24 protein-coding genes and 1 pseudogene are annotated in these 22,613 nt (G+C 43.0%); all 25 read left to right on the plus strand.

Features of this window, described 5'->3' with window-relative positions; genetic code table 11:
- The first annotated feature begins 11 nt into the window (after positions 1 to 11).
- Entirely contained in the window at positions 12 to 1,769 is a 1,758-nt protein-coding gene (locus K360_RS0105725) for a V-type ATP synthase subunit A (protein ID WP_024822224.1), read from the plus strand.
- A complete protein-coding gene (locus tag K360_RS0105730; RefSeq protein ID WP_338025001.1) occupies positions 1,715 to 3,148 on the plus strand; it encodes a V-type ATP synthase subunit B in 1,434 nt (477 codons plus the stop codon). Before K360_RS0105725 ends, K360_RS0105730 begins: the two co-directional genes overlap by 55 nt.
- Positions 3,145 to 3,798 carry a V-type ATP synthase subunit D gene (locus K360_RS0105735; protein ID WP_024822226.1) on the plus strand — a complete coding sequence of 218 codons (654 nt, stop codon included), beginning with the start codon at positions 3,145 to 3,147 and terminating at the stop codon, positions 3,796 to 3,798. Before K360_RS0105730 ends, K360_RS0105735 begins: the two co-directional genes overlap by 4 nt.
- A 5-nt stretch (positions 3,799 to 3,803) precedes the next feature.
- Positions 3,804 to 4,268, plus strand: a complete 465-nt coding sequence (locus K360_RS0105740) for a 23S rRNA (pseudouridine(1915)-N(3))-methyltransferase RlmH (protein ID WP_024822227.1) — start codon at positions 3,804 to 3,806, stop codon at positions 4,266 to 4,268.
- A gap of 27 nt (positions 4,269 to 4,295) precedes the next feature.
- Positions 4,296 to 4,604: a YbaB/EbfC family nucleoid-associated protein gene (locus K360_RS0105745; RefSeq protein WP_024822228.1), complete on the plus strand. Its 309-nt coding sequence runs from the start codon at positions 4,296 to 4,298 to the stop codon at positions 4,602 to 4,604.
- A gap of 1 nt (position 4,605) precedes the next feature.
- A complete protein-coding gene (gene recR / locus K360_RS0105750) occupies positions 4,606 to 5,220 on the plus strand; it encodes a recombination mediator RecR (RefSeq protein WP_024822229.1) in 615 nt (204 codons plus the stop codon).
- A 12-nt stretch (positions 5,221 to 5,232) separates the two neighbouring features.
- On the plus strand, positions 5,233 to 6,408 hold the full coding sequence (locus tag K360_RS0105755) for a PIN/TRAM domain-containing protein (protein WP_024822230.1): 1,176 nt from the start codon (positions 5,233 to 5,235) through the stop codon (positions 6,406 to 6,408).
- Positions 6,405 to 7,583, plus strand: a complete 1,179-nt coding sequence (ispF, locus tag K360_RS0105760; RefSeq protein WP_024822231.1) for a 2-C-methyl-D-erythritol 2,4-cyclodiphosphate synthase — start codon at positions 6,405 to 6,407, stop codon at positions 7,581 to 7,583. Before K360_RS0105755 ends, ispF begins: the two co-directional genes overlap by 4 nt.
- A 5-nt stretch (positions 7,584 to 7,588) precedes the next feature.
- Positions 7,589 to 8,989: a glutamate--tRNA ligase gene (gltX, locus tag K360_RS0105765; RefSeq protein ID WP_024822232.1), complete on the plus strand. Its 1,401-nt coding sequence runs from the start codon at positions 7,589 to 7,591 to the stop codon at positions 8,987 to 8,989.
- A gap of 26 nt (positions 8,990 to 9,015) precedes the next feature.
- Positions 9,016 to 10,491: an IMP dehydrogenase gene (gene guaB, locus K360_RS0105770; RefSeq protein ID WP_024822233.1), complete on the plus strand. Its 1,476-nt coding sequence runs from the start codon at positions 9,016 to 9,018 to the stop codon at positions 10,489 to 10,491.
- Between the two features lie 12 nt (positions 10,492 to 10,503).
- A complete protein-coding gene (locus K360_RS0105775) occupies positions 10,504 to 10,695 on the plus strand; it encodes a hypothetical protein (protein ID WP_024822234.1) in 192 nt (63 codons plus the stop codon).
- A gap of 142 nt (positions 10,696 to 10,837) precedes the next feature.
- Complete coding sequence (locus tag K360_RS0105780; RefSeq protein WP_024822235.1) at positions 10,838 to 11,317, plus strand: ribosome maturation factor RimP; 480 nt, start codon at positions 10,838 to 10,840, stop codon at positions 11,315 to 11,317.
- Between the two features lie 38 nt (positions 11,318 to 11,355).
- Positions 11,356 to 12,444: a transcription termination factor NusA gene (gene nusA / locus K360_RS0105785; RefSeq protein WP_024822236.1), complete on the plus strand. Its 1,089-nt coding sequence runs from the start codon at positions 11,356 to 11,358 to the stop codon at positions 12,442 to 12,444.
- A 14-nt stretch (positions 12,445 to 12,458) separates the two neighbouring features.
- A complete protein-coding gene (rnpM, locus tag K360_RS0105790; protein ID WP_051461108.1) occupies positions 12,459 to 12,755 on the plus strand; it encodes an RNase P modulator RnpM in 297 nt (98 codons plus the stop codon).
- Positions 12,748 to 13,077 carry a L7Ae/L30e/S12e/Gadd45 family ribosomal protein gene (locus K360_RS10630; RefSeq protein WP_024822238.1) on the plus strand — a complete coding sequence of 110 codons (330 nt, stop codon included), beginning with the start codon at positions 12,748 to 12,750 and terminating at the stop codon, positions 13,075 to 13,077. The genes rnpM and K360_RS10630 overlap by 8 nt, the downstream gene beginning before the upstream one ends.
- Positions 13,070 to 15,052, plus strand: coding sequence for a translation initiation factor IF-2 (gene infB, locus K360_RS0105800; RefSeq protein ID WP_024822239.1), 1,983 nt, complete (start codon positions 13,070 to 13,072; stop codon positions 15,050 to 15,052). Before K360_RS10630 ends, infB begins: the two co-directional genes overlap by 8 nt.
- 2 nt (positions 15,053 to 15,054) lie before the next feature.
- Positions 15,055 to 15,420 carry a DUF503 domain-containing protein gene (locus K360_RS11015; RefSeq protein ID WP_024822240.1) on the plus strand — a complete coding sequence of 122 codons (366 nt, stop codon included), beginning with the start codon at positions 15,055 to 15,057 and terminating at the stop codon, positions 15,418 to 15,420.
- Complete coding sequence (rbfA, locus tag K360_RS0105810) at positions 15,392 to 15,778, plus strand: 30S ribosome-binding factor RbfA (RefSeq protein WP_024822241.1); 387 nt, start codon at positions 15,392 to 15,394, stop codon at positions 15,776 to 15,778. Before K360_RS11015 ends, rbfA begins: the two co-directional genes overlap by 29 nt.
- Positions 15,768 to 16,751, plus strand: coding sequence for a DHH family phosphoesterase (locus K360_RS0105815; RefSeq protein ID WP_024822242.1), 984 nt, complete (start codon positions 15,768 to 15,770; stop codon positions 16,749 to 16,751). The genes rbfA and K360_RS0105815 overlap by 11 nt, the downstream gene beginning before the upstream one ends.
- Positions 16,744 to 17,655 (plus strand): tRNA pseudouridine(55) synthase TruB, encoded by a 912-nt coding sequence (gene truB / locus K360_RS0105820; RefSeq protein ID WP_024822243.1) that lies wholly within the window; start codon positions 16,744 to 16,746, stop codon positions 17,653 to 17,655. Before K360_RS0105815 ends, truB begins: the two co-directional genes overlap by 8 nt.
- Positions 17,656 to 17,667: 12 nt before the next feature.
- On the plus strand, positions 17,668 to 18,597 hold the full coding sequence (ribF, locus tag K360_RS0105825) for a riboflavin biosynthesis protein RibF (RefSeq protein ID WP_024822244.1): 930 nt from the start codon (positions 17,668 to 17,670) through the stop codon (positions 18,595 to 18,597).
- A 769-nt stretch (positions 18,598 to 19,366) separates the two neighbouring features.
- Positions 19,367 to 19,495, plus strand: a complete 129-nt coding sequence (locus K360_RS11490; RefSeq protein WP_274532064.1) for a hypothetical protein — start codon at positions 19,367 to 19,369, stop codon at positions 19,493 to 19,495.
- A gap of 74 nt (positions 19,496 to 19,569) precedes the next feature.
- Entirely contained in the window at positions 19,570 to 19,710 is a 141-nt protein-coding gene (locus tag K360_RS11355) for a hypothetical protein (protein ID WP_156923353.1), read from the plus strand.
- Positions 19,707 to 20,096, plus strand: coding sequence for a hypothetical protein (locus K360_RS0105840; protein WP_156923354.1), 390 nt, complete (start codon positions 19,707 to 19,709; stop codon positions 20,094 to 20,096). Before K360_RS11355 ends, K360_RS0105840 begins: the two co-directional genes overlap by 4 nt.
- A gap of 413 nt (positions 20,097 to 20,509) precedes the next feature.
- Positions 20,510 to 21,667: pseudogene (locus K360_RS11525) on the plus strand (AAA family ATPase); the annotation flags it as partial.
- Between the last annotated feature and the right edge of the window lie 946 nt (positions 21,668 to 22,613).

The following is a 22,613-nucleotide window of genomic DNA, read 5'->3' on the forward strand; positions in this document are numbered from 1 at the left end:
AGGCCATAGCAGTGTCTTCAGGGAAAATAACGGGAATATCCGGGCCAGTTGTGCGTGGCTTTACTCTTTCTCCTGTAAAAATGTTTGAGGTTGCTTACGTTGGAGATAACAAGCTTCTAGGAGAAGTGATTCGAATAGAAGGGAACTCTGTAGATATACAGGTATACGAAGATACATCAGGAGTTACTAACGGAGAGCCTATAGAATTTTCGGGGGAGCTTTTAGCAGTAGATTTAGGCCCTGGAATTTTGGGTAGCGTCCTTGATGGAATTGGTCGCCCTCTAAGAGTTTTAGGTGAGGAGGGTATTTATCTCAAACGGGGTATACATCTTAACTCTATAGATAGAAACAAAATATGGCATTTTACACCTCTCCTGCAACCAGAAACTTCCATAAGCTCTGGAACAATTCTAGGCTATGTAATAGAAGGTTCTTATTTGAGGCACTATATTATGGTTCCTCCAGAGATTTCAACAGCTGTTGCAGTATGGGTGGCTCCAGAAGGAGACTATTCCGTAGGAACCCCCCTGTGTTGCCTAGAAAGTGGAGAAGAGCTTTGTATGAAACAACGATGGGAAGTAAGACGTTCCCGTCCAGTAGGAAATCGTCTTCCTTTCGATGCTCCGCTCCTCACGGGGCAACGTATCCTCGATACCCTGTTCCCTATCGCTCTTGGTGGAGCGGCAGTTTTGCCGGGAGGGTTTGGTACTGGGAAGACGGTAACTCAACAGTCTTTAGCAAAATGGTGTAATGCCGATATTATTATTTATATCGGTTGCGGTGAGCGAGGAAACGAAATGACTGAAGTTCTTGAAGAATTTCCAGAACTTAATGATCCATTCCATGCTGCTCCTCTTATGGAGCGGATGGTTTTGATTGCTAACACTTCTAACATGCCTGTTGCGGCCCGAGAGGCTAGCATATATTTAGGAATGACTTTAGCCGAGTATTTTAGAGATATGGGATACAACGTCGCTATTATGGCAGATTCCACTTCAAGATGGGCGGAAGCTCTTAGAGAAATTGGAGGGCGTCTGGAAGAAATGCCAGGCGAGGAAGGATATCCAGCCTATCTAGGAACCCGATTGGCTCAATACTATGAAAGAGCAGGAAGAACAGTCGTGTTAGGTGTGCCTGAACGAGAAGGATCTGTAACAGTTATTAATGCTGTTTCTCCCCCGGGAGGGGATTTTTCCGAACCTGTTACACAAGCCAGCCTGCGTCTTTCTGGCGCATTTTGGGGGTTAGATAAGCGTCTGGCTCAGCAGCGGCATTTCCCAGCTATAAACTGGCGTCAAAGCTACACTTTATATGAAGAAAGTTTAGCTCCTATCTTCGAGAAAAAATTCGGCCCTCAATGGAAAGAACTTAAAAATTATCTAAAAGAGATGCTAGACCGAGAGAAAGTACTTATGGACCTCGTTCAACTTGTGGGAAGAGACGGTCTTTCTGAAAAAGATAAATGGCTTTTAACTCATGCTGATACTATAAAAGTTATTTACTTGCAACAAAATGCTTTTAGTGAAGCAGACGCAAGCTGTTCCATGAAAAAACAGTTTGCATTGCTTCATATATTACGACGTCTTGATACGCTTGTTCAACAACAAATAGAGGAAGGGCTCTTGTACGATCAAATAGCTAACTATCCCTTGCGCGTAGAGCTCTTACGTCTGCGAGAGGCTGCAGAAGAGGAATTAGAGGAACGAGGGACAACATGGCTTCTCCGTTTTTCAGAGAAGCTCAACGATCTGGTGGTGGTTCCCGAATGAAACTTTTCTTAGAAGGTTATCGATCTGTATCAGGCATATCAGGACCTCTTCTCTTTGTGTCTGGCATTAGAAAAGCAGGATATGGAGAGCTTGTGCGCATAGAAACACCTACAGGGATACGGACAGGCCAGATCCTTCAGATACAGGGAGATCTCTGTGTTATTCAAGTTTTTGATGGAACGATTGGCCTCAACATAAAAAACACGACTGTGTGGTTTGAGAGAGATGTGGTAAGGATGCCAGTGGGAGATGCTCTTATAGGCCAAATTCTTAGCGGTCGTGGGCAGCCTCTTGACGGTGGCCGCTTATCTTTTATTGATAAGGATTTGCCTATAACAGGAATGCCCATCAATCCTGTGCAGAGGATGAGCCCTAATGCATACGTTGAGACTGGCATATCTACTATTGATCTTATGAATACTCTGGTGCGGGGGCAAAAACTGCCAGTTTTCTCAGGTTCAGGACTTCCAGCTAATGAGATAGCTGCCCAGATAGTACAGCAAGCTCGAGTTCCTGGAAGAGAAGCGGAGTTTCTTGTCGTATTTGCAGCTATGGGAATTACCCGCAGGGAGGCTCGCTATTTTATCGATACATTCCAACGTACAGGAGCTATCAATAACGGAGTGTTTTTTTTAAATCTTGCCAGCGATTCTGCTGTAGAGCGACTCTTAACTCCACGTATGGCTCTTACTACTGCAGAATATTTTGCTTTTGAAAAAGGTTACGACGTTTTGGTCGTTATGACTGATATGCTCTATTACTGCGAAGCATTACGAGAAATCAGTGCCGCTCGAGAAGAAGTTCCAGGGCGACGAGGGTATCCAGGCTATATGTATTCAGATTTAGCGGAGATTTATGAGCGTGCAGGCTGCGTGAAAGATTGCTCTGGAAGCGTTACTCAGATACCTATTATTACTATGCCTGATGATGACATGACTCACCCTGTAGTGGATCTTTCTGGTTACATAACAGAGGGACAAATTGTTTTAGACCGAAGCATTCACGATCGCGGAGCCTTTCCACCCATTAATGTTTTGCCTAGCTTAAGTCGTCTCATGAATAAAGGGATTGGAAAAAAGAGAACTTTTGATTATCATAGAGCTTTGGCTGACCAACTCTATGCATCTTATGCTCGTGCTCAGGAACTTGCGAGATTGCGATTAATTGTGGGTGATGATGGACTTACAGAAACCGAACATCTTTTCCTTAAGTTCGGGGAAAAATTCGAAAAAAAATTTGTCAACCAAGGTAATATATATCGCTCCCTTCATGAAACAGTAGAAATAGCTTGGCAATGTTTAGCAGAACTTCCTGCGAGAGAGCTCTACCGTTTACCGGAGCATTATATTACAGAGAAACTTGGGACTCATTCACAATGAACGAGAACCTTAAACCACCGACCAGGGAACAACTTATTGATGTCCGTCGTCAAATGGCCACAGTTCAATATGGAAAAGAGCTTCTCGAAAAAAAACGAGATGCTCTTTTAAGGACGTTAGAAGAGGATCGACGAAATTTCAAGAAGTTGGAATCTTTCTTTAGAGAACAGATGCGCCATATCTCTTTTATATATGCTCTTATTCGAATGTATGAAGGGCAATCGGTCTTACAATTCATAAAGCCAGAAAGAGAACATACTCAAGTAGATGTGGAACGACATACCCTTATGGGATGCCGTTATTCCCAGTTCAAACCGTTAAAAGAACAAGTATTTTCTCTCTCAGGGCTTGCCTATGACCCGGCGATGGCATCGTTATATGTAGATGATTTACTCAACGAAATGAAAAAAATAGAGGAGAAAGTATGGCTTTTTATCAACTTGAAAGCTAAACTATCCGCTCTCGAAAAGGAGCTTTCTAAAACAATGCTTAAAATTAATACTCTACAATATATTTTAATTCCTACTCTTCATAAGGAAGAGAGTCGAATTCGTGATATCCTATCTGAGCGGGAACGTCAAGAACGATATGCGGTTAAAAAACTTTCCAAAAAGAAAAAGTTGCAAGGTTTTTCTTATTTCCCGGAGTAAGAGTGATGAAAATTGTTATAATAACTATAGGGCAACCTCGGGACCGTGCTCTTAGAAACATGGTCTCCGAATATTTGAAGCGTTGTCAGCCTTATCTTCCTATAGAAATAGACTACGTTCCTGAAGGAAGAAGGGCTTCCAGTCCGGAGAAGGTTGTAGAACGGGAATCCGAGGCTTTGCTGAAGAAAGTAAAAGAACGGGATTTTCTCGTTCTTTTAGACGAAAGAGGGCAACATTTTACCAGCCGGGAGTTCTCTCAATGGCTTTATCGCCATATTGAAGAGGTACATGGGAGGCTGGTTTTTGTTATTGGAGGAGCATATGGTCTTTCAGACAAGATAAAAAAAGAGAGTGGAGAATTAATTTCTCTATCGGAAATGACTTTTCCTCATGAGTTATGTCTTCTCTTTCTTTCAGAACAACTTTATCGAGCTATAGCAATACACGAAGGAATGGCATATCATCATTAATTATTTTATAAAGGAGAGTAGGATGTTATGAAAATGGACAAAATTATGAAACAGGCCCAGAAAATGCAAGCCCAAATGATGAGGATTCAGGAAGATTTGGCACAAGAGAGAGTGGAAGGAAATGCTGGGGGAGGTATGGTTAAAGTCGTTGCCAATGGTCAAGGAGATATTTTATCTATAAAGATAGAGAAAGAAGTTGTGAATCCTAACGATGTTGAAATGCTGGAAGATATGGTTCTTGCTGCAGTCTCAGAAGCTCTTAAAAACAGCAGGGATATTGCCAACGCAAAAATGGGGCAGGTTTCCGGAGCTCTTGGAGCATTGGGGTTAATGTAACGTGTCTCTTCCGGAACCTCTACAACAGCTAATATCTCTTTTAAAACGATTCCCCGGCGTGGGCGAAAAAAGTGCCCGCAGGATGGCCTTTTTTATCATACAGCAGCCAGATGCATATTCAAAAGAACTTGCCTCTTTACTCAAAGGATTAAAGGAGCGTCTTCATGAGTGCCCTCTTTGCGGTAATATTACAGATGTTGATCCTTGTTCCATATGTGCCGATCCTCTACGAGATAGACGCCTGTTGTGTGTTGTAGAGTCGCCAGAAGATCTTTTAAGCATGGAGCAAGCAGGAATATATAATGGGTTGTATTACATATTAAGAGGCAGAGTTTCTCCTCTCGATGGGGAGGATTTATCTTCTACCGAGGTAGAGCATCTTCGGCACCGTATTCTTGAAACAGAAGCCAAAGAGGTTATTATTGCTACCAATCCTCGAGTGGAAGGAGACCTGACGTTTTATTCGTTATTGTCAGAATTAGATGATCTACAGGTGAAAATCAGTCGTCTAGCCTATGGACTCCCTGTGGGGGGAAGTATAGAATTTGCCGACAGAATTACATTGCATGCAGCCTTTGAATCCCGAATTGAAGTCAAAAAGAATATGAGAAAATAGGAGGTGAGGGGTATGGCTGATGGTTTTGGCAATGTGTTGCGACGGGTATGTCGAATTTTGATGATGATATTTTTTGGAATTGCAGGGTACCAATTAGCGTCTCTTTTTGTTCCCTATATTCCGGCACCTGTCTCAGAATCAGTGCGAGTATGGCTCCCTGCATGGTTAGCAAAACAGGTTTTTTATACTTTCGCTTGTATGGGGATTTTTGCTCTTATAGGTTGGGCAATTACGCCATTGCTTCTCAAAGGACTTGGCTTTATTGGGGCCTTATTTGAATATCATCTAAAAACTCTTAGTTGGCAGGATATATCCTCTGCTACTTTAGGACTGATTGTCGGTCTTCTTATTGCAAATCTTATCGCAGTTCCTTTTTCCGATCTCCCTGTTGGGAACTACATTGCAATTGTACTCAATATAGTTCTGGGTTACCTAGGCGCGCGAATTTTTTGGAAGCGTCAGCAAGACATTCGTGGTGTTTTTAATTTAGGAGCTCTTAAGGAGCGTCTAGCTACCCGAAAAACTAAAAAAGGACGCGTCATTCACGAAGATATTGAAGGAGAGGAGGATCTTTGCCCACCCCGTAAAATTCTTGACACGAGCGTCATTATCGATGGTCGAATTCTCGACATTGCCCGGACCGGATTTATGGAAGGTGTATTAGTTCTTCCCCGCTTCGTCTTATTAGAGCTTCAGGCAGTAGCAGATTCTACGGATCCAGCTCGCCGAACGCGTGGACGAAGAGGCCTTGATGTAGTGAATGAGCTTCAAAAGCTCTCCTCTCTTGATGTAGAAATTATGGAAGTTACCCTTAAACAACTGAAAGTAGAGACAGTTGACAGCGGCCTTGTGGCATTAGCGCAGCAAATTGGAGGAGAAATTCTTACCACAGATTATAACCTTAACAAAATAGCGCAAATCCAGGGAATTACTGTTTTGAATGTCAATGATTTAGCGAATGCGATGAAACCAATGCTTCTTCCCGGAGAGTCTATCATCGTAGATGTAATCCGGGAAGGGAAAGAGCCTCATCAGGGTGTTGGATATTTAGATGACGGCACGATGCTGGTGGTAGAAGATGGGGAGAATTACATAGGGAAACGAGTAGAAGTGGTAGTGACCTCCATGCTTCAGACATCTGCGGGACGAATGGTTTTCGGTCGTATCCGTAGAGAGGTCAGGCCGTGAAGACTTTCTCTTTTATAATAGCGGCAGCCGGTTTAGGAGAGCGCATAGGAGGCTCTCCTAAACAATTTAGGCTTCTTGGTGGTACCCCTCTTTGGCAATGGAGTTTCCACGTAGCTGAAGAACTCCTCGCTCTGGGGAAAATTCAGGAGATCATTTTAGTTGTCCCTTCTGATAGTATAACCAGCATAAAAAAAACGTTATCAACGTTATCAGAGAAAACGTCTTTTCTTGTTGTAGCAGGAGGCACAACTCGTTCTCAATCGGTTCGAAACGGAGTAGCAATGGCATCCTCTGATTATGTCTTAATTCATGACGGAGCCAGACCTTTTGTAGATAAAGAACTTTGCATAACTATAATGGATCATGTGAATCCCAATTTGGGCGTTATTCCGGTAGTCCCAATATCCGATGCACTGAAAAAGATAGAAATTGTTGAAGGGGAAGAGCGTGTTTCTTCAACTTCTAGAGAGCATCTTTATACTACACAAACCCCACAATGTTTCCCCCGTTTGCAATTACTAGAGGCTCTCGACACAGATAAAGATTTACTTTTTAAAGATGAAGCGGAAGCTTGGATCGCTTTAGGGAAAAAAATTGTTACGATACCAGGAGCAAGACGCAATATGAAAATTACTTATCAGGAAGATTTTATACTAGCTCATCAAATAGCGAGTAATAATAGGGAATATCGGGTTGGAAATGGATTTGACATCCATCCTCTTGTGCCTTCCAGACCATTGATTCTTGGAGGAGTAGAAATAGAATCTCCTTTAGGCTTGGATGGGCATTCTGACGCAGATGTACTTGCTCACGCTGTTATGGATGCTCTATTAGGGGCCGCTGGCCTTCCTGATATAGGAAAACTTTTTCCAGCGTCTGATCCTCAATATAAAAATATTTCTTCCCTTGACCTTCTTTCTCGTGTAGCCTCCCTTTTGAAGGAAGGTAGATGGGACATCCTTTGGGTTGATGTTACATTACAAGCCCAACTTCCTCGGCTTGGTTCTTTCACGAAACAAATGGAAGAGAATTTAGGCAAACGTCTTTTTGCTTTTGAAATGGAATCTGAGAAAATCAACATAAAAGTTAAATCGGGAGAGCGCATAGGTGCTGTAGGAAGAGCTGAGTGCATGAAGTGCACCGCTGTAGCGACACTCTCTCGATGGAGAAGGTGAATTTTATGATACGAACTCGTTTTGCCCCATCACCTACAGGCTTCCTTCATATAGGAGGAGCTCGCACTGCTCTTTTCAACTGGCTTTTTGCCAAAAAACATAGTGGGCAGTTTGTTCTGCGAATAGAAGATACAGATCAAGAACGCTCTCAAGAATCTTATGCCCGCATGCTTTATGAAGATATGGAATGGCTGGAACTTGATACTGATGAAAACCCCGCAAAGGGTGGCTCATATGGTCCCTACACTCAAAGCCATCGTATGGATATTTACTCCCGTTATCTTCAAATTCTAAAAGATAAAGAAGCTATTTACCCGTGTTTTTGTTCTCCGAAACAGCTTAGAGAAGACAGGCATTTTCAACTAGAACAGGGGCTTCCTCCTCGCTATTCGGGGCGATGCCGTTGCCTTTCTGAAAAGGAAATTCAGGAAAAAATTCTAAGTGGGGAGAAACCTTGCTGGCGCTTTGCAGTACCCGAAAAAGGAGTATTTATATTAGACGATCTTGTTCATGGGAAGATCGAGTACAACTATGAAGAAATAGGAGATTTTATAGTACAACGCTCTGATGGTTGGCCTACATACCTTCTTTCGGCAGCCCTTGATGATGCCCTTATGGAAATATCACATGTTATTCGCGGTGATGAACATCTCATAAATTCCGTGCTTCAAACTCTTATACAGGAAGCATTGGATTTACCCTCGCCTCGCTATGGTCATGTGCCTATGATTGTCGGGATGGATCGCCAAAAACTGAGCAAACGAACAGGCGCACAATCTGTTCGGGAGTATAGAGAAAGAGGCTTTTTGCCTGAATCTCTACGAGCTTATTTATCTACATTAAGTTGGACGCCTGAAAATCCATTGAATCTACTTTCCAAGGATGAATTAATAGAGGAATTTTCTCTTAGCAGGATTGCAACATCTTCTCCCGTCCACGATGAGGCTCATCTTGAATTTTGGCAAAAGAAGGCCATGGCTCATAGAGGGACAAGCTGGCTTTTTGACGAACTTTGCCACTTAGCACCGGATAAAGAGACTTTTTTTCGAGAAAAAGATAGAAAACCTCTTTTTTTATTGCTTGAAGACATTTCGGGGGCTTGCCTTACACCTTCAGACGTTTTAAAATCTCTCAAATGGTTTTTTAGCCCTTCAGCATTGTCTGTTCCAATTCCAGAATGGATACCTGAAGTGGTTCGTGTACTTGAAAATATTAATGATACTTGGGAGTCTGAAATCATTAACAAAACACTTCGGACGTACCAAAAAGAAAAAGGGTTAAAAGGCAGAGAATTTTATCATCCGTTGCGGCTCTTACTCACCGGAGAAGAGCAAGGTCCGGCACTACCATTAGAAATGGCAGCTTTGGGAAAAACGGAGACCCTTCTGCGGTTGGCTAGAAGGTAGAGAAGTGGAATGAGGAGGTCACATAAATGACGATCGAGAGTAAATTTGTTCCTTATGAGGGGTTCACTTTTGACGATGTTCTGTTAGTGCCAGGGTATAGTGAGGTGCTCCCCTCTCAAGTAGACGTAAGTACTTATTTAACCCCTGACATAGAGATGAACTCTCCTATATGCAGTGCCGCCATGGATACTGTTACAGATGGACGGCTTGCTATCGCCTTAGCTCGAGAAGGAGGAGTAGGAATCGTTCATCGAAATATGCCTATAGCAAGACAAGTTAAAGAAGTCGATAAAGTGAAGCGCTCTGAAGCTGGCGTTATAGTGGACCCTTTCTTTCTTCATCCTGAGGATAAGGTGCAGCAGGCTGTGGATCTGATGGAGCACTATCATATATCAGGGGTTCCTATTGTGAACCATGAACAGAAACTAGTTGGGATTATTACTAACCGGGATCTTCGCTTTGTTACTGATTTTGAACAGGATATTTCTGCCATTATGACACATGAACGGCTTGTAACTGCTTCAGAAGGAACTACTTTAGATGAAGCGAAAAATATTTTAATGAAACATAAAATAGAAAAATTGCCTCTCGTTGATAAAGAAGGGAAGTTAAAAGGTCTTATTACTATTAAAGATATACAAAAAGTCAGAGACTTCCCTAATGCATGCAAGGACTCTCATGGTCGTTTACGAGTAGGAGCTGCAGTAGGCGTAGGGACTGATGTGTACGATAGAGTTGCAATGTTGGTAAAAAGCGGGGTTGACATTATAGTTGTGGATACGGCACACGGACACTCAGTAAAAGTTCTTCAAACCGTGAAGGAAATACGAAAACAGTATCCTGACATTCCTTTAATTGGGGGGAATATTGCTACTTCTGATGCTGCGGAGGCCCTCATTGATGCAGGAGTGGATGCTGTTAAAGTAGGGGTAGGGCCAGGATCTATCTGTACAACAAGAATTATAGCTGGGATTGGCGTTCCTCAGCTGTCCGCTGTTTTTAACGTCGCTAAGGTGGTACACGCTCGCGGAAGGAAAGTCATCGCTGATGGGGGAATTCGATACTCGGGAGATATTGTAAAAGCTATTGCAGGTGGAGCTGATAGTGTGATGATCGGCTCTCTTTTTGCCGGAACGGAAGAAAGTCCTGGAGAAGTAGTAATCTATCGAGGGCGCTCCTTTAAGAGTTATAGAGGAATGGGGTCTCTTGGCGCCATGCGGGAAGGATGCAGCAAAGACCGCTATTTCCAAGAATCAGCAAGTAGTGATAAACTTGTTCCTGAAGGGATAGAAGGGCTGGCTCCGCATAAAGGGCCTTTATCTGCGGTAGTATACCAACTTTTAGGGGGATTGCGGGCAGGAATGGGCTATGTTGGAGCTTCAAATATAGAAGAGCTTCACTCCAAGTCCCGTTTTGTAAAGATCACACCAGCATCTGTTAAAGAAAATCACCCCCATGACGTAGTAGTAACTAAGGAGGCTCCTAACTATTGGATTGAATAGAAGGTGTAATTCATGAAAGTTTCCAGGATATTTACTCGAGATGTAGGAACAGAGTCAAAATATTGGCGAGGAATTCTGGAACTTCCAGTCTTGATTGAAGAAGTTCTTGCAGATAAAACGACAATAGGATTTAATACTTCCCGAGAGTTTGAAACATCTCTTATAGATTGGTGGAGTTCTTTTATTGTTGATAGCTATTTATGATAGTTGTAAGAAAATGCAAGAACATGTTATACTCATTCTGTATGAGTGATAGGTGAGAGGATCTGGTTATTTCCCAAAGAGTGGGTTTCCCCACTCTTTGTTTTTTGTGTATATCATCATCCCACGTAGAGGAGGTCTTATAATGACAGCAACCTTTGATAAAGAAAATATCAGGACTTCCATTTGCGATATAGTGGAAAAAAATGGTTATGAATGTGTGGGAGTTATTTTTGCTAGAGAAGCGCATAACTTTTATATCAGGGTTTATATAGATACGCTTGGTGGCATTACTGTGAAAGATTGCGAGATTGTTTCGAAGAGTGTGAGTCGATATCTTGATGCTCATGACGAATCCATTCCTCAGCGATATTTTTTAGAAGTAGGATCCCCTGGTCTTGATCGTCCTCTTTTCTCTATAGAGGATTTCGAGAAATTTATTGGACGCAAGGCTAAAGTTCGGTGCCAAGCGCCAGTGGAGGGACGTAAAAGATTTAAAGGAGAAATACTCGGGGTCAACAAAGATACTGGCTCTATTCGCCTAAGCCTGGAAGAGACCACACAAGAAGTCGATATCCCGTGGGCCTCTATACAGAAGAGCAACTTAGTTTACGAGGGCGATTAAACTTATTATTGTGGAAATTTTGGAGGAGGATGAGAAATATGCAGCTTGGACGTGATTTCATCCGTGCACTGAAACAGCTCACAGCAGAGCGTGGCCTGACACCGGAAGTGATCGCATCGAGTCTAGAAGCGGCACTAATCTCCGCATATAAAAAATATCAGGGTGGAAACCAAAACGTAGAAGTGCATATAGATTTAGAGAGTGGGAATGTTTCTATTTGTGAAGTGAAACTTGTTGTAGAGGATGTAAAACAGCCAGATATAGAGATTAGTCTTGATGATGTGCAGAAAATGGGCTACACGGATGTATTGATCAACGAGTACATTCGAATTGAAGTAAACCCTGAAGATTTTGGACGTATAGCAGCGCAAACAGCACGTCAAGTTATTATACAGAAACTGAAAGATGCAGAGCGACAAATAATTTTTGAAGAATTTTCTGGTCGAGTGGGAGACTTGGTGAATGGGGTTATTTTTAAAGCTGAAAACGATCAAGTTTTAGTGCGGCTTAATGATCGAACAGAGGCTATATTACCTAGGGAAGAACGAATTATTAGTGAAGCTTATGTCCCTGGAGAACGATTAAAATTTTACCTTCTTGATGTGCGTCAAACTACCCGAGGACCTCGAATAGTTGTATCCAGGACTCACCCGGGATTACTTCGGAAGCTGATGGAACTTGAGGTTCCTGAAATTCAGGAAGGAATTATTGAAATAAAAGGGATTGTACGAGAAGCTGGGACAAGAGCAAAGGTAGCTGTTCAGACCTTGGATAGTAATGTGGATCCAGTAGGCGCTTGCGTAGGGAATGGCGGGGCTAGAATCAAGTCTATTAGCCAGGAACTTTCGAATGAAAAAATTGATGTTATTATATGGAGCAGTGATCCTTTAACTTTTATTCGTAATGCTTTATCTCCAGCCAAAATAGTCAAAATAGAGCCTGTTTTGGAGCAGGACAAGGCTGTGACTGTCTATGCTCGCCCTGATCAGTTATCTCTTGCTATAGGTAAGGCTGGTCAGAATGTTCGACTAGCAGCAAGGCTAACAGGGTGGAAGATAGACATTAAAGCCTTGGAGCCAGATCGGATGCCAACGCTTCAAGACATTTTTCAGGACATTATAGATTAAGAGGTGCCTTATTAGTGGTGCATATAAAGCGGAAGCGGCCACGAACATGCGTCGGTTGTCACAGAGAAAGTCCTAAAAAGGATCTTATACGGGTTGTTCGTACGCCTGACGGCTCAATAGCTATAGATCCTACAGGTAAGATGTCTGGGCGAGGCGCATATGTTTGCCTGAACAGAGAGTGTATTGAGGAGACCAAAAAAAGGAAAGCTCTTTCGAAAGTATTTAAATGCAACGTGGATGAGAGAGTGTATATAGAGCTACTATCCCTTCTTGAACAAAAGGAGAAGGGGGGCGATTCCTTAATTGAGTAAGGATCTTTTATTTACCTATTTAGGCTTGGCACGTCGTTCGGGGCAACTTCTTGTTGGGCAGGACCAGATAAAAAAAGCTTTTATAAAAAACGAGGGGTTAGTTGTTCTTCTCTCTGAGGATGCTTCTGAAAGCACTAGACGTAAATTTCTTGGATATGAAGAGCGGAAACAATGCAAAATAGAAACAATCCCCCTCACGGGAGAGGAATTATCGAAAGCTATCGGAACCACAAATACACAAATTGTGGCTTTGCCGTCACGCAGTGGCTTTGCTGTGAAAATACAAGCCATGCTAGCGGAAGGGGGAAATATATTTGAGTAAAATAAGAGTTTATGAACTAGCCAAGATGTTAGGAAAAAGTAATAAAGATTTATTGAGCATGTTGGAAGATCTTGGTGTTGAAGTTAAAACTCATATGAGTTCTATCGATACGGAAGTAGCCCAGCTCATTGAAGAAACTGTTAAAAGCGAGGAGGGCAAACATACACCTCAAATGCAGAAAGAGGAAACAATGGTGAAGGAAAAACAATGCGTACGTGTTCGTAAGACTGCCACGGTGAAAGAAGTAGCCAGACTTATTGATGTCCCTGTGGCAGAAACAGTTAAAACTCTTGTTGATGCTGAAATTATGGCTCCAGCAGGGACTAGCATTGATGAAGCTATTCTTCTCGCGCTAGGCGAAGCCTATAACATAGAGTTTCAGTTTGAAGAAGAGGGATCTGCACCAAAGGAAGAGGGAAAAACTCTTTCTGCGGGAAGGCCCGTATTTCATGGAGACCACATGGAACCAAGATCTCCGATCGTAACAGTAATGGGACATGTTGATCATGGGAAAACAACACTTTTGGATTATATTAGAAAAACTAATATATCTGCCAGAGAAGCAGGTGGAATTACCCAGCACATAGGAGCTTCCACTGTTGATCATGAAGGGAAAAAGATAATTTTCCTCGACACACCAGGACACGAGGCTTTCACTGCAATGAGGGCAAGAGGAGCACAGGCTACTGATGTCGCTATTCTTGTAGTTGCAGCGGATGACGGGCTCATGCCTCAAACTCGGGAAGCTATTAACCATGCGAAAGCAGCCGGAGTACCTATTGTTGTAGCTGTAAATAAGATAGACAAACCTGCTGCTCGTCCCGACAGGGTCAGACAACAACTATCAGATATTGGCCTTGTTCCCGAAGAGTGGGGTGGCGATACCATAATGGTAGATGTATCTGCAAAAACAGGGCAAGGAATTCCCCAACTTTTGGAGATGGTCCTCCTCGTCGCAGAAATGGAAGAATTAAAGGCTGATCCGACTGTTACCCCAGAAGGAATTGTTATTGAAGCAAAACTTGATAAAGGAAAGGGGCCTGTGGCTACTGTTATCGTCCAGCAAGGGACCTTACACCGTGGAGACATTATTCTCCTTGATTCTACATGGGGAAAGATCAGAGCCATGCTTGATTCCAGAGGGCGTCAGGTGTCAAAAGCTGGTCCCAGCACACCTGTGGAAGTTCTAGGCCTAACGTCCGTGCCTCAACCTGGTGAACGTTTCATTTTGGTAGAAAATGAGCGAGAAGCTAGAGACAAAACTGCAAAATGGGAACAAATCAAACGAGAGGCTGAAACCGTAACTTCCAAGAGAATGACTCTGGAGGAGCTCTACTCTCAAATGAAAGAGGGAGAAATTCCTCAGCTGAATCTCTTGGTAAAATGCGATGTTCAAGGCACATGTGAAGCTTTATGTGCCGCTCTTGAAAAAATGGGAACATCTGAAGTAGGTATTAATATAATCCATCGTGGAGTAGGTCGCATTGCAGAATCTGATATTATGTTAGCCTCCGCCTCTAATGCTGTTATTATCGGCTTTAATGTTCGGCCAGACAAAAATGCTCAAAAGATAGCGGAAGTTGAAGGTATACAGATTCGACTCTATGACGTTATCTATGACGTTATCGATGACGTAAAAGTCGCTCTTGAAGGTATGTTAACTCCCACTATTCGAGAAGAACCCTTAGGACAGGCAGAAATCCGTCAGGTTTTCAAGGTTCCTAAAGCTGGTAAGATTGCTGGTTGTTATGTAACGGAAGGCACCATTAAGCGGAGTGCGCGGGCTAGAGTGATCCGAGATGGAGTTGTTGTATGGACAGGCAGTTTATCAAATCTGAAGCGATTTAAAGATGAAGCTCGAGAAGTAAACGCAGGGTATGAGTGTGGCATTAATTTTGCTGGCTTCCAAGATTTTAGAGAAGGAGATGTAATAGAAGCCTTTGAACTTATAGAGGAGCGACGCCATCTCGATTAGGGATGGCACAATCCTTTTACTTTGATATGAAACAGAATGAGTTATACCCCTATGTAGGGGTGTTCCAGGTAGAAATAGACATACCTGGGTGTCGAAGCATAAAAGAACGGCGGCAAGTAGTTCGGTCGTTAATAGATAGGATTCGCCGACGATGGAATGTATCCGTTGTCGATATAGGTCCTGAAGGTCGATGGGATCAAGCTTTTTTAGCCTTTTCTCTTGTAGGAACTACATATACTATGTGTGAAGAACGCATAGATGCAATTTGGAATTTTCTACAAAAAGAAGAGGATATGTCGACTTTCGTAATTGTTCATTATTGGCAAGAGGTCGATAAGTATGACGAATTACCGAATGCAGAGAATTAACAAACAACTCCAGCGAGAGATAAGCATGCTTCTGGAGTATAAAATTAAAAATGAAACAGCTAAAGAAGCTATCATAACCGAGGTCGAATGTTCTAAAGATCTCGAATTTGCAGTAGTTTATTTTATTACTCTTGAGCCGAAACAGCGTAAGGTAGTATTTAAGGCTCTAGAGAGTATAGCAGGTCCCTTGCGCAGCATGTTGGGGAAGAAGTTACGTCTTCGGAAAATTCCTGAAATTCGCTTCACTATTGATCCTTCTGTAGATTATGGACGGCGGATTGATGCTCTTTTGGACAGTTTAAAAGAAGAGACTAATCCTTCTTCTGACACTAACGGAGTGAATAAACGTGAGGAGTAATATAAGCCTTGGGGATTTATATTCCATTTTAAATGCATCATCCTCTTGGGTGATACTAACCCACCAAAAGCCAGACGGCGATGCTCTCGGTTCAGCGTCGGCTCTTGTAGTTCATGGAAAAGAGAGGGGGAAACGTGTTATTTGGGGAGGTCCTGATCCTCTGCCTGATACGTATGCGTTTCTCCCTTTTGGGGACGAATACCAGGTTTTTGATAATCATTTGCCGCCAGTGGAAGGAAAAACTTCCATCATATTTTTAGACACGAGCAACATAGAACGATCTGTATCTAATATCCAGGAACTGCAAAATATGTGTACTTTCATAAATATAGATCACCACGGTGATAATACTTTATTTGGTGACTACTATTACGTAGATGAAACATCTTCTTCCCTTGGAGAAATTTTATGGAGCCTTTTCTTAATCTCTTCGACAGGATATAGTTTCCAATCAGCTCTAGGGCTTTATACCGCTATCGTTACAGATAGTGGAAATTTTTCTTTTTCATCCACGTCTCCCCGTACTCATGAGGCAGCGGCAGATCTTATCAGGAGAGGTGTTCCCCCCGCAGAAATGAGTCAAAAGATATTTTATAATCAACCTCTGCAAAGCCTTCATTTATGGGGAAGAGTTTTCGAAAGAACGTGTTTATTTGGAAATGTAAGAAAAGCCTGCCTTTCTTGGATAACTCTTGAAGATTTTTCATGCCTCAACTCCGACCCAGCCGATACTGAAGGCTTGGTCAACGAGCTACTTAAGGTAAAAGACGTGGTTTTTGCAGTACTTCTTGTGGAAGAAAAAGATCGAATTCGAATAAGCCTTCGTTCCCGTGGAGAAATTTCTGCGCAAAAAATAGCTCATCGCTTTGGCGGAGGAGGGCATAAACAAGCCGCTGGTTGTCAACTTTCCCTTTCGCTGGAAGAGGCCAAAAAACATATCATCCGTGTTATTACGGAGGATATGGATGGTTAGTTCGATTTTGCTATTGAATAAACCTACGGGAATCCGAAGTGCTTCTTGCGTTCACCTCCTTCGAACTAAGTTCCCTAAAAGGGTAAAGGTCGGACATGGTGGAACTCTAGACTCTACGGCTTCTGGCCTTCTCGTTATTTTGTTGGGAAATGCCACTCGTCTCTCCGATTATGTCATGATGCTGCCTAAAGAGTATAAAGTGACCTTAAAATTGGGGGTATCTACATCAACTCTTGATTATTCAGGAGAAATAGTGAGTCAATCCTTTTTCTCTCACATAACTTCCGAAAAAATAGATGCCATATTACCTGCTTTTCAAGGAATGCGAATGCAACTGCCTCCCACAGTTTCTGCCATTAAAATTCAAGGGAAAAGAGCTTCTGATCTCAAACGTGGTGGGTGCTCGCCAATCCTAGCCCCTCGTCCAGTTACCGTCTCCTTTATTCGGCGTATATCGAATATATCGAAAGAAGGGGAAATCTCTCTGTTTGTTCGGTGTCATAAAGGTACGTATATTCGGAGTATCGTGCGAGATCTCGGAGAAAAACTGGGATGTGGAGCCACAGTTACGGAGCTGATACGACTTTCTACAGGAACCATGAAGTTAGAAAGCGCTCTTTCTTACCAGGAAGCAGAACAATATAATTGGGAGGAAGTCTTGAACAAGACCTTATCTCTTCAAGACTTTGCTGCACACTTCACTATTTATGAAGCAAATACGATACAAGAAGAAAATATAAAAAATGGGTTAAAAATAAGAATTAAGGAGATGCTTCCTATCTCGAGAGGTCCTGTCCCAACGAACATTGCTATATGTGTCCTAGGGAAAAAACTTTTTTCCCTAGGAACTTTAGAATTAATTGAAACTAACACTTTCTTTCGTCCTCGGACAAATATTTTTTAGAGGGATAATTTGATGATCCAAGTAATAGGAGCTTTTGACGGTTTTCATAAAGGGCATCAATTACTTCTTAAAGAAGCGGCGCGTCTGTCAAGAGAACAAAATGACCAATGGGGCGTAGTTACATTCTCTCCTCATCCTCAGTTTATTTTTAATCCCAGACGGCTTTTCTTGCTGTTTTCAGAAGAAGAGAAAAAAATCATAGTATCGGCACTCGATATTCCTCACATTCTGTGGGTTCCATTTGATGAGCGTTTTGCTTCCTTATCCCCTTTTGAGTTTCTTGATTTTCTTGAAAGCAAAGTCCACTTAACAGGCATTGTTGTAGGCGAAAATTTCCGTTTTGGTGCAGGAAGAAAGGGCAATATTTCACTTCTTAGAGAGTATTGCCATAATAATAGACTTTTTTTCTCTCCCGTACCTACTCTTGAAATAGATGGCTTAGCAGTAAGTAGTACAGTCGTTAGGGGGGAAGTGCTATCTGGTCGTATGCAGATGGCAAAATATCTTCTAGGATATCCGTTTTTTATGTATCAGGAGATTATTCCAGGTCATCGCCGAGGTCGAGAACTCGGTTTCCCCACAGCGAACATGAATGTTCCCTCACACAAAATAATTCCTCCTTCCGGAGTCTATGCTGCTACGGTTATCGTGGATGGGAAATGTTATCCAGGGGCCCTAAATATTGGTTCAAATCCCACATTTCCAGACGTAAAAAGCCTCCGCATAGAAGTTCATATCGCAGGCTTTTATGGAGATCTTTATTATAAAAAAATTCTGGTATTTGTAGAAGAATATTTACGGGGTGAGCGACGTTTCCCTAATCGCCAAGCTTTATCAACCCAACTAGCTTCCGATACGGAACTTTCAGTAAAGCTCTTTGAGAAAAATTTTGCAAAAGAGCACGATCTATACCTACATTTTGCAAAATACTGCCGCTCATAGTGATAGTTGCACTCTTCCCAGCCTCGTGATAACATAATCGCCGTCCCGAGCGGGCCTGTAGCTCAGTGGATAGAGCGACGGCCTCCTAAGCCGTAGGGAAATAGAATGTATCGGGAATCCAGTCATACCAAGGGTTCCCGTTTTTTTATGCCTTTTTGGAGCGTCGGTCTTCTGACATTTTTAAGGTTCGTTTTTCCTCTTTAATAATTATAGCATGTCCTTGCAGAAAATGTAAGGATTGTGTCGAGTTTAGGACAATATCTTTGAATGGGTTGGAGGAACATCTTTTACCCCATTCAGAAACAGCCCTAAAAAGAGATTAAAGTAGAAAAACACTACAGATAGGCTCATATCGTGATAAATGACGCTATATAGGTGCTTTTTGCAATTTGAGGGGTCAGAAGAAATGTTATATAATCTATCTTAGATAACTCCGAACCTTGACCGATAGCGGCTTTCTTGCGTGGATGAGCAGAAAAACGCAAGCAACCACGGACATTTTTTCTTCCATTCAAACAGCTTGAGGAGCGAGCCCAAGAATGGCGACGACCTCTTGTGAGAGCTTGACCGTGATTGGATTACTGATTAGTAACGGCAACTCCATCCTCATTTTACGCAATAACTGTATAAAAAAATAATAGAATATCCACAAGCGTGAGCAGGCAACAGGCTCATGCTTTTTTGTGCATGGACGGGAATATTTTCCCCGTCCATTTTTTTGTAAAAAAAGTGTTTTACAAATATTTAAAAAAAAGAAGGAGGTACAATCGTGAAAAAAACAAAACTTCGCTCCTTGCGTGAAAGGGCTGGGATTTCGCAATACAAACTAAGCTTCGATGTAAAAATCCCGTCCTGCTGTCTTTCTCAAATGGAAAATGCCTGTTTTCCCGAAATATAAAAAAGCTTTAGCGGCATTTTTCAACGTGGAGCCGGAAAGCCTCGTGGACGACCAAGGAATGGCGGCGGTTGTTGATGAATAGTGACTTGGCGTCCATTCATCAGCGGCTCGAAGTGGCGGCGCTACAAAGAGGCTTTTTAGCCTCTTTGTGGCAGGAATTCGCAGAACTTCAAAGGGAAAAATTACGATTGGAAAGGAGCAAAAAACGAGCATGATTGAAAATTACGTAGCCATAAAAACAGGAATTCGTGAAAGCCTCCAATCGAAAAGACCGGTTGCGGGCAATGGGCACAGGCTGGCGTTATTTTTGTCTTGCGCCAGAAGAAAGGCTACAAATAAAAAAGAAGTGCTGGCGGCTTTTCAAAAAGGATTGGATCGCTGGAAACTTTTTGAAAGGAAGACAACGGAATACCACGTTGAAAAATTCTTCTTTAGCCAGCTCCAAGATGAGGAAAAGCCAGCCCTGGTAACCATGCAGGAAGCTTTTCCGACTCGCAAAAATGGCTACAAAAAACGTCGAATGGGAAAAAGTGATCACAAAACAAGCGAGGATGGCGGCGACCCCGAACCTTGGTATCTCGCTCGAAAGGCGGCGGCATAATGTTAAGTTTGCGTGAAATCGGCTTGAGCGCCGATGACATCCGAGCTTGGTTCGAGCGTGAAATCCATCCCAAGAACGTAAAAGTCGACGGCGATCAAATTTATTGTAGCTGTCCAATCCAAAGCCACAACCACAAAAATGGCGATAAAACCCCTTCGTTCAGCCTCAATATTGCCGATGGCTGTTGGTATTGCCATTCAACCGGCGATTCCGGCTCAATAAAAAAACTTTGTGAGCTGTGCGGCGTTCAGGCGCCATGGCATGGAAAAGGAAAAACGCCATCAAAAGAAACTGTGTACCCATATCACGACGCAAGCGGAAAACTAATTTACGAGGTCGTCCGAACTGACGACCCAAGCGGCAAGAAAATCTTCCAAAGAGCGATTCTCCCGAATGGAGAAAAAAGAAACTCCATGAAAGGCGTCAAGCGGGTTCCTTTCCATCTTCCCGAAATTCTCAAGGCTCAAGCCGGCAACCAAACAATCTTCGTCGTCGAGGGCGAAAAGTGCGTTGAAGCCTTGCGAGCACTGGGTTTGGTCGCTACCACAAATAGTGGCGGTGCTGGGAAATGGAACGATTGCGGTCAGTATTTCCAGAAAGGAATAAGCGTTATTATCATTCCAGATAATGACGAGCCCGGGCGAAAGCATGCCCTTGAGGTTGCTCAGGACTTACAAAAGCGTGGGTGCAACGTGAAAATTCTAAACTTGCCCAACCTTCAACAAAAAGAGGATGTTTTCGATTGGCTGAAAAAAGGACACGGCAAGGAAGAACTTCTGGAGCTGGTCGGGCGGTGCGAGGAATGGGACGAGGAACCACTACAAACCGAACTTCAAACACAAATTGAAACCAACCCGTCGTCCATTCAAGAGAGCGTTCAAAAAAAGTGCAAGGAGCTTTTCGACGAAGGTTTCGGTCTCGAATTAGCACGGGAAACGATCCGAGCCGAACTTGTCAATCTTCAACTCGACGGCGAAACGACCTTTTTAATAGAAGAAACTATTAATAAAAGCTGGGTTGAATTTCTCCGAGAAAAGCCAGCCGATAAAATTATTTCGGCAATCAGCGCAAGCGACTTGATGAAGATGGTAATTCCCGCTCCAGAATGGGCGGTTCAAAACATGATTCCCGCCGGCTTGAGCGTTTTAGCGTCGCCACCAAAAGTTGGAAAATCCTTCTTTTGCTTACAGCTTGCGCTAGCCGTGGCGACGGGTCAGCCGTTCCTTGACCATCGAACGGAAAAAGGAAGCGTTCTCTATATTAGTTTGGAAGATTCACCATATAGCCTACAAAAAAGACTTTCATATTTTCTTGAAGATCACAGAAAAATTCCAAACAACCTATTTTTAACAAACGAGCTTCCTCAACTTGACGCTCAAGGGTTACTCTTGCTCGACCAGTGGCTAGCGACCCACAACGACGCAAGACTGGTAATCATCGACACGTGGGGGAAAACCAAGCCGAATGGGAACAGGCAGAAGAATGCCTATGAGTCAGACGTTGAGCTTGTGTCGCCGATAAAAAAGCTAGCTGACCGTTACTCAACTTCAATTTTATTAGTTCACCATCTCAAAAAAGGTGGCGGGAAAGAAAGCGATTGGCTAGAAAGCTTGAGCGGTTCAATGGGCTTGGCGGCGACCGTCGATGGGTTACTAAGTCTTTATCGAGATCGTGGAGCCCAGCAAGGAATTCTCAAACGAACTGGGCGAAACCTCGAGGAAGACGACGACATAGGTCTTGAGTGGACGGCTCCGGGATGGAGGTTTGCCGGCGACGCAAGGGAAGTTCTATTGAGCGAATCGAGAAAAGAAATAGTTGCCGCTATAAAAGAAATCGGAGAACCGGCAACGCCAACGATGATATCTGAAATGAGCGGTAAAAAAATTGGAACGATAAAGCCGCTTTTAAGAAGAATGCTAAAAGACGGGATTTTAAACTGTTCTTCTCAAGGAAGATATTTTCTCCCGTTGACAAGCGATAGTTACGGTTGCGTTGAAGAAACGCAACCCATGCAACCCAACAACCCGGTTGCACCGGTTGCGTTTGGTTCTAGGGAATGCAACCCTATCAACCCTAGTGATAGCAAGGGCTTACAAGGTACGGTTGCACGGGTTGCGCCGGTTGCACCGGTTGTACCTAGCGTCGGTAATCTTCTGGAAATTTTCCCGGACGGATTCAAAAGTAGAAAATGTACCAGTCTCGATAAATTTCTTTCGACCATCCAAGAAAAAAAAGGAGATGACCGTATGGAAAATTCTCAACCTAAAAAGTTGGAACCGTGGAAGCCTGAACAAAAACTTTCCCAACCCTCCATCCCAAAATCACCGCCAACCGATTGGCGGGCGTGGCTCGAATCCTCCGAGCCTGCGGTCAAGGAAAAATACGACGAAGTTTTTAATCGGCTCAAGGTTTTTCTCACAGAGGAAAATGCACGACAAAAGGCTTTCGAAAGAAGCTGGGATCTCCAACAAAAGCTCAAGGAAGAAGCGGCATAGGGCGGGAGGGTATCAACCCTCC

The organism is Aminobacterium mobile DSM 12262 (genome assembly GCF_000526395.1).
In the GTDB taxonomy this organism is placed as follows: Bacteria; Synergistota; Synergistia; order Synergistales; family Aminobacteriaceae; genus Aminobacterium; species Aminobacterium mobile.

Excerpts from the sequence above, each read along its gene's own strand:
- K360_RS11015 (WP_024822240.1), top strand. The coding sequence starts at position 15,055 with ATGGCACAATCCTTTTACTTTGATATGAAACAGAATGAGTTATACCCC.
- nusA (WP_024822236.1), top strand. The coding sequence starts at position 11,356 with ATGCAGCTTGGACGTGATTTCATCCGTGCACTGAAACAGCTCACAGCA.
- ribF (WP_024822244.1), top strand. The coding sequence starts at position 17,668 with ATGATCCAAGTAATAGGAGCTTTTGACGGTTTTCATAAAGGGCATCAA.
- K360_RS0105745 (WP_024822228.1), top strand. The coding sequence starts at position 4,296 with ATGAAAATGGACAAAATTATGAAACAGGCCCAGAAAATGCAAGCCCAA.
- K360_RS0105780 (WP_024822235.1), top strand. The coding sequence starts at position 10,838 with ATGACAGCAACCTTTGATAAAGAAAATATCAGGACTTCCATTTGCGAT.
- K360_RS0105735 (WP_024822226.1), top strand. The coding sequence starts at position 3,145 with ATGAACGAGAACCTTAAACCACCGACCAGGGAACAACTTATTGATGTC.
- K360_RS0105755 (WP_024822230.1), top strand. The coding sequence starts at position 5,233 with ATGGCTGATGGTTTTGGCAATGTGTTGCGACGGGTATGTCGAATTTTG.
- gltX (WP_024822232.1), top strand. The coding sequence starts at position 7,589 with ATGATACGAACTCGTTTTGCCCCATCACCTACAGGCTTCCTTCATATA.
- rbfA (WP_024822241.1), top strand. The coding sequence starts at position 15,392 with ATGACGAATTACCGAATGCAGAGAATTAACAAACAACTCCAGCGAGAG.
- K360_RS0105730 (WP_338025001.1), top strand. The coding sequence starts at position 1,715 with ATGGCTTCTCCGTTTTTCAGAGAAGCTCAACGATCTGGTGGTGGTTCC.
- guaB (WP_024822233.1), top strand. The coding sequence starts at position 9,016 with ATGACGATCGAGAGTAAATTTGTTCCTTATGAGGGGTTCACTTTTGAC.
- truB (WP_024822243.1), top strand. The coding sequence starts at position 16,744 with ATGGTTAGTTCGATTTTGCTATTGAATAAACCTACGGGAATCCGAAGT.
- K360_RS0105840 (WP_156923354.1), top strand. The coding sequence starts at position 19,707 with ATGATTGAAAATTACGTAGCCATAAAAACAGGAATTCGTGAAAGCCTC.
- K360_RS11355 (WP_156923353.1), top strand. The coding sequence starts at position 19,570 with ATGAATAGTGACTTGGCGTCCATTCATCAGCGGCTCGAAGTGGCGGCG.
- K360_RS0105740 (WP_024822227.1), top strand. The coding sequence starts at position 3,804 with ATGAAAATTGTTATAATAACTATAGGGCAACCTCGGGACCGTGCTCTT.
- K360_RS0105775 (WP_024822234.1), top strand. The coding sequence starts at position 10,504 with ATGAAAGTTTCCAGGATATTTACTCGAGATGTAGGAACAGAGTCAAAA.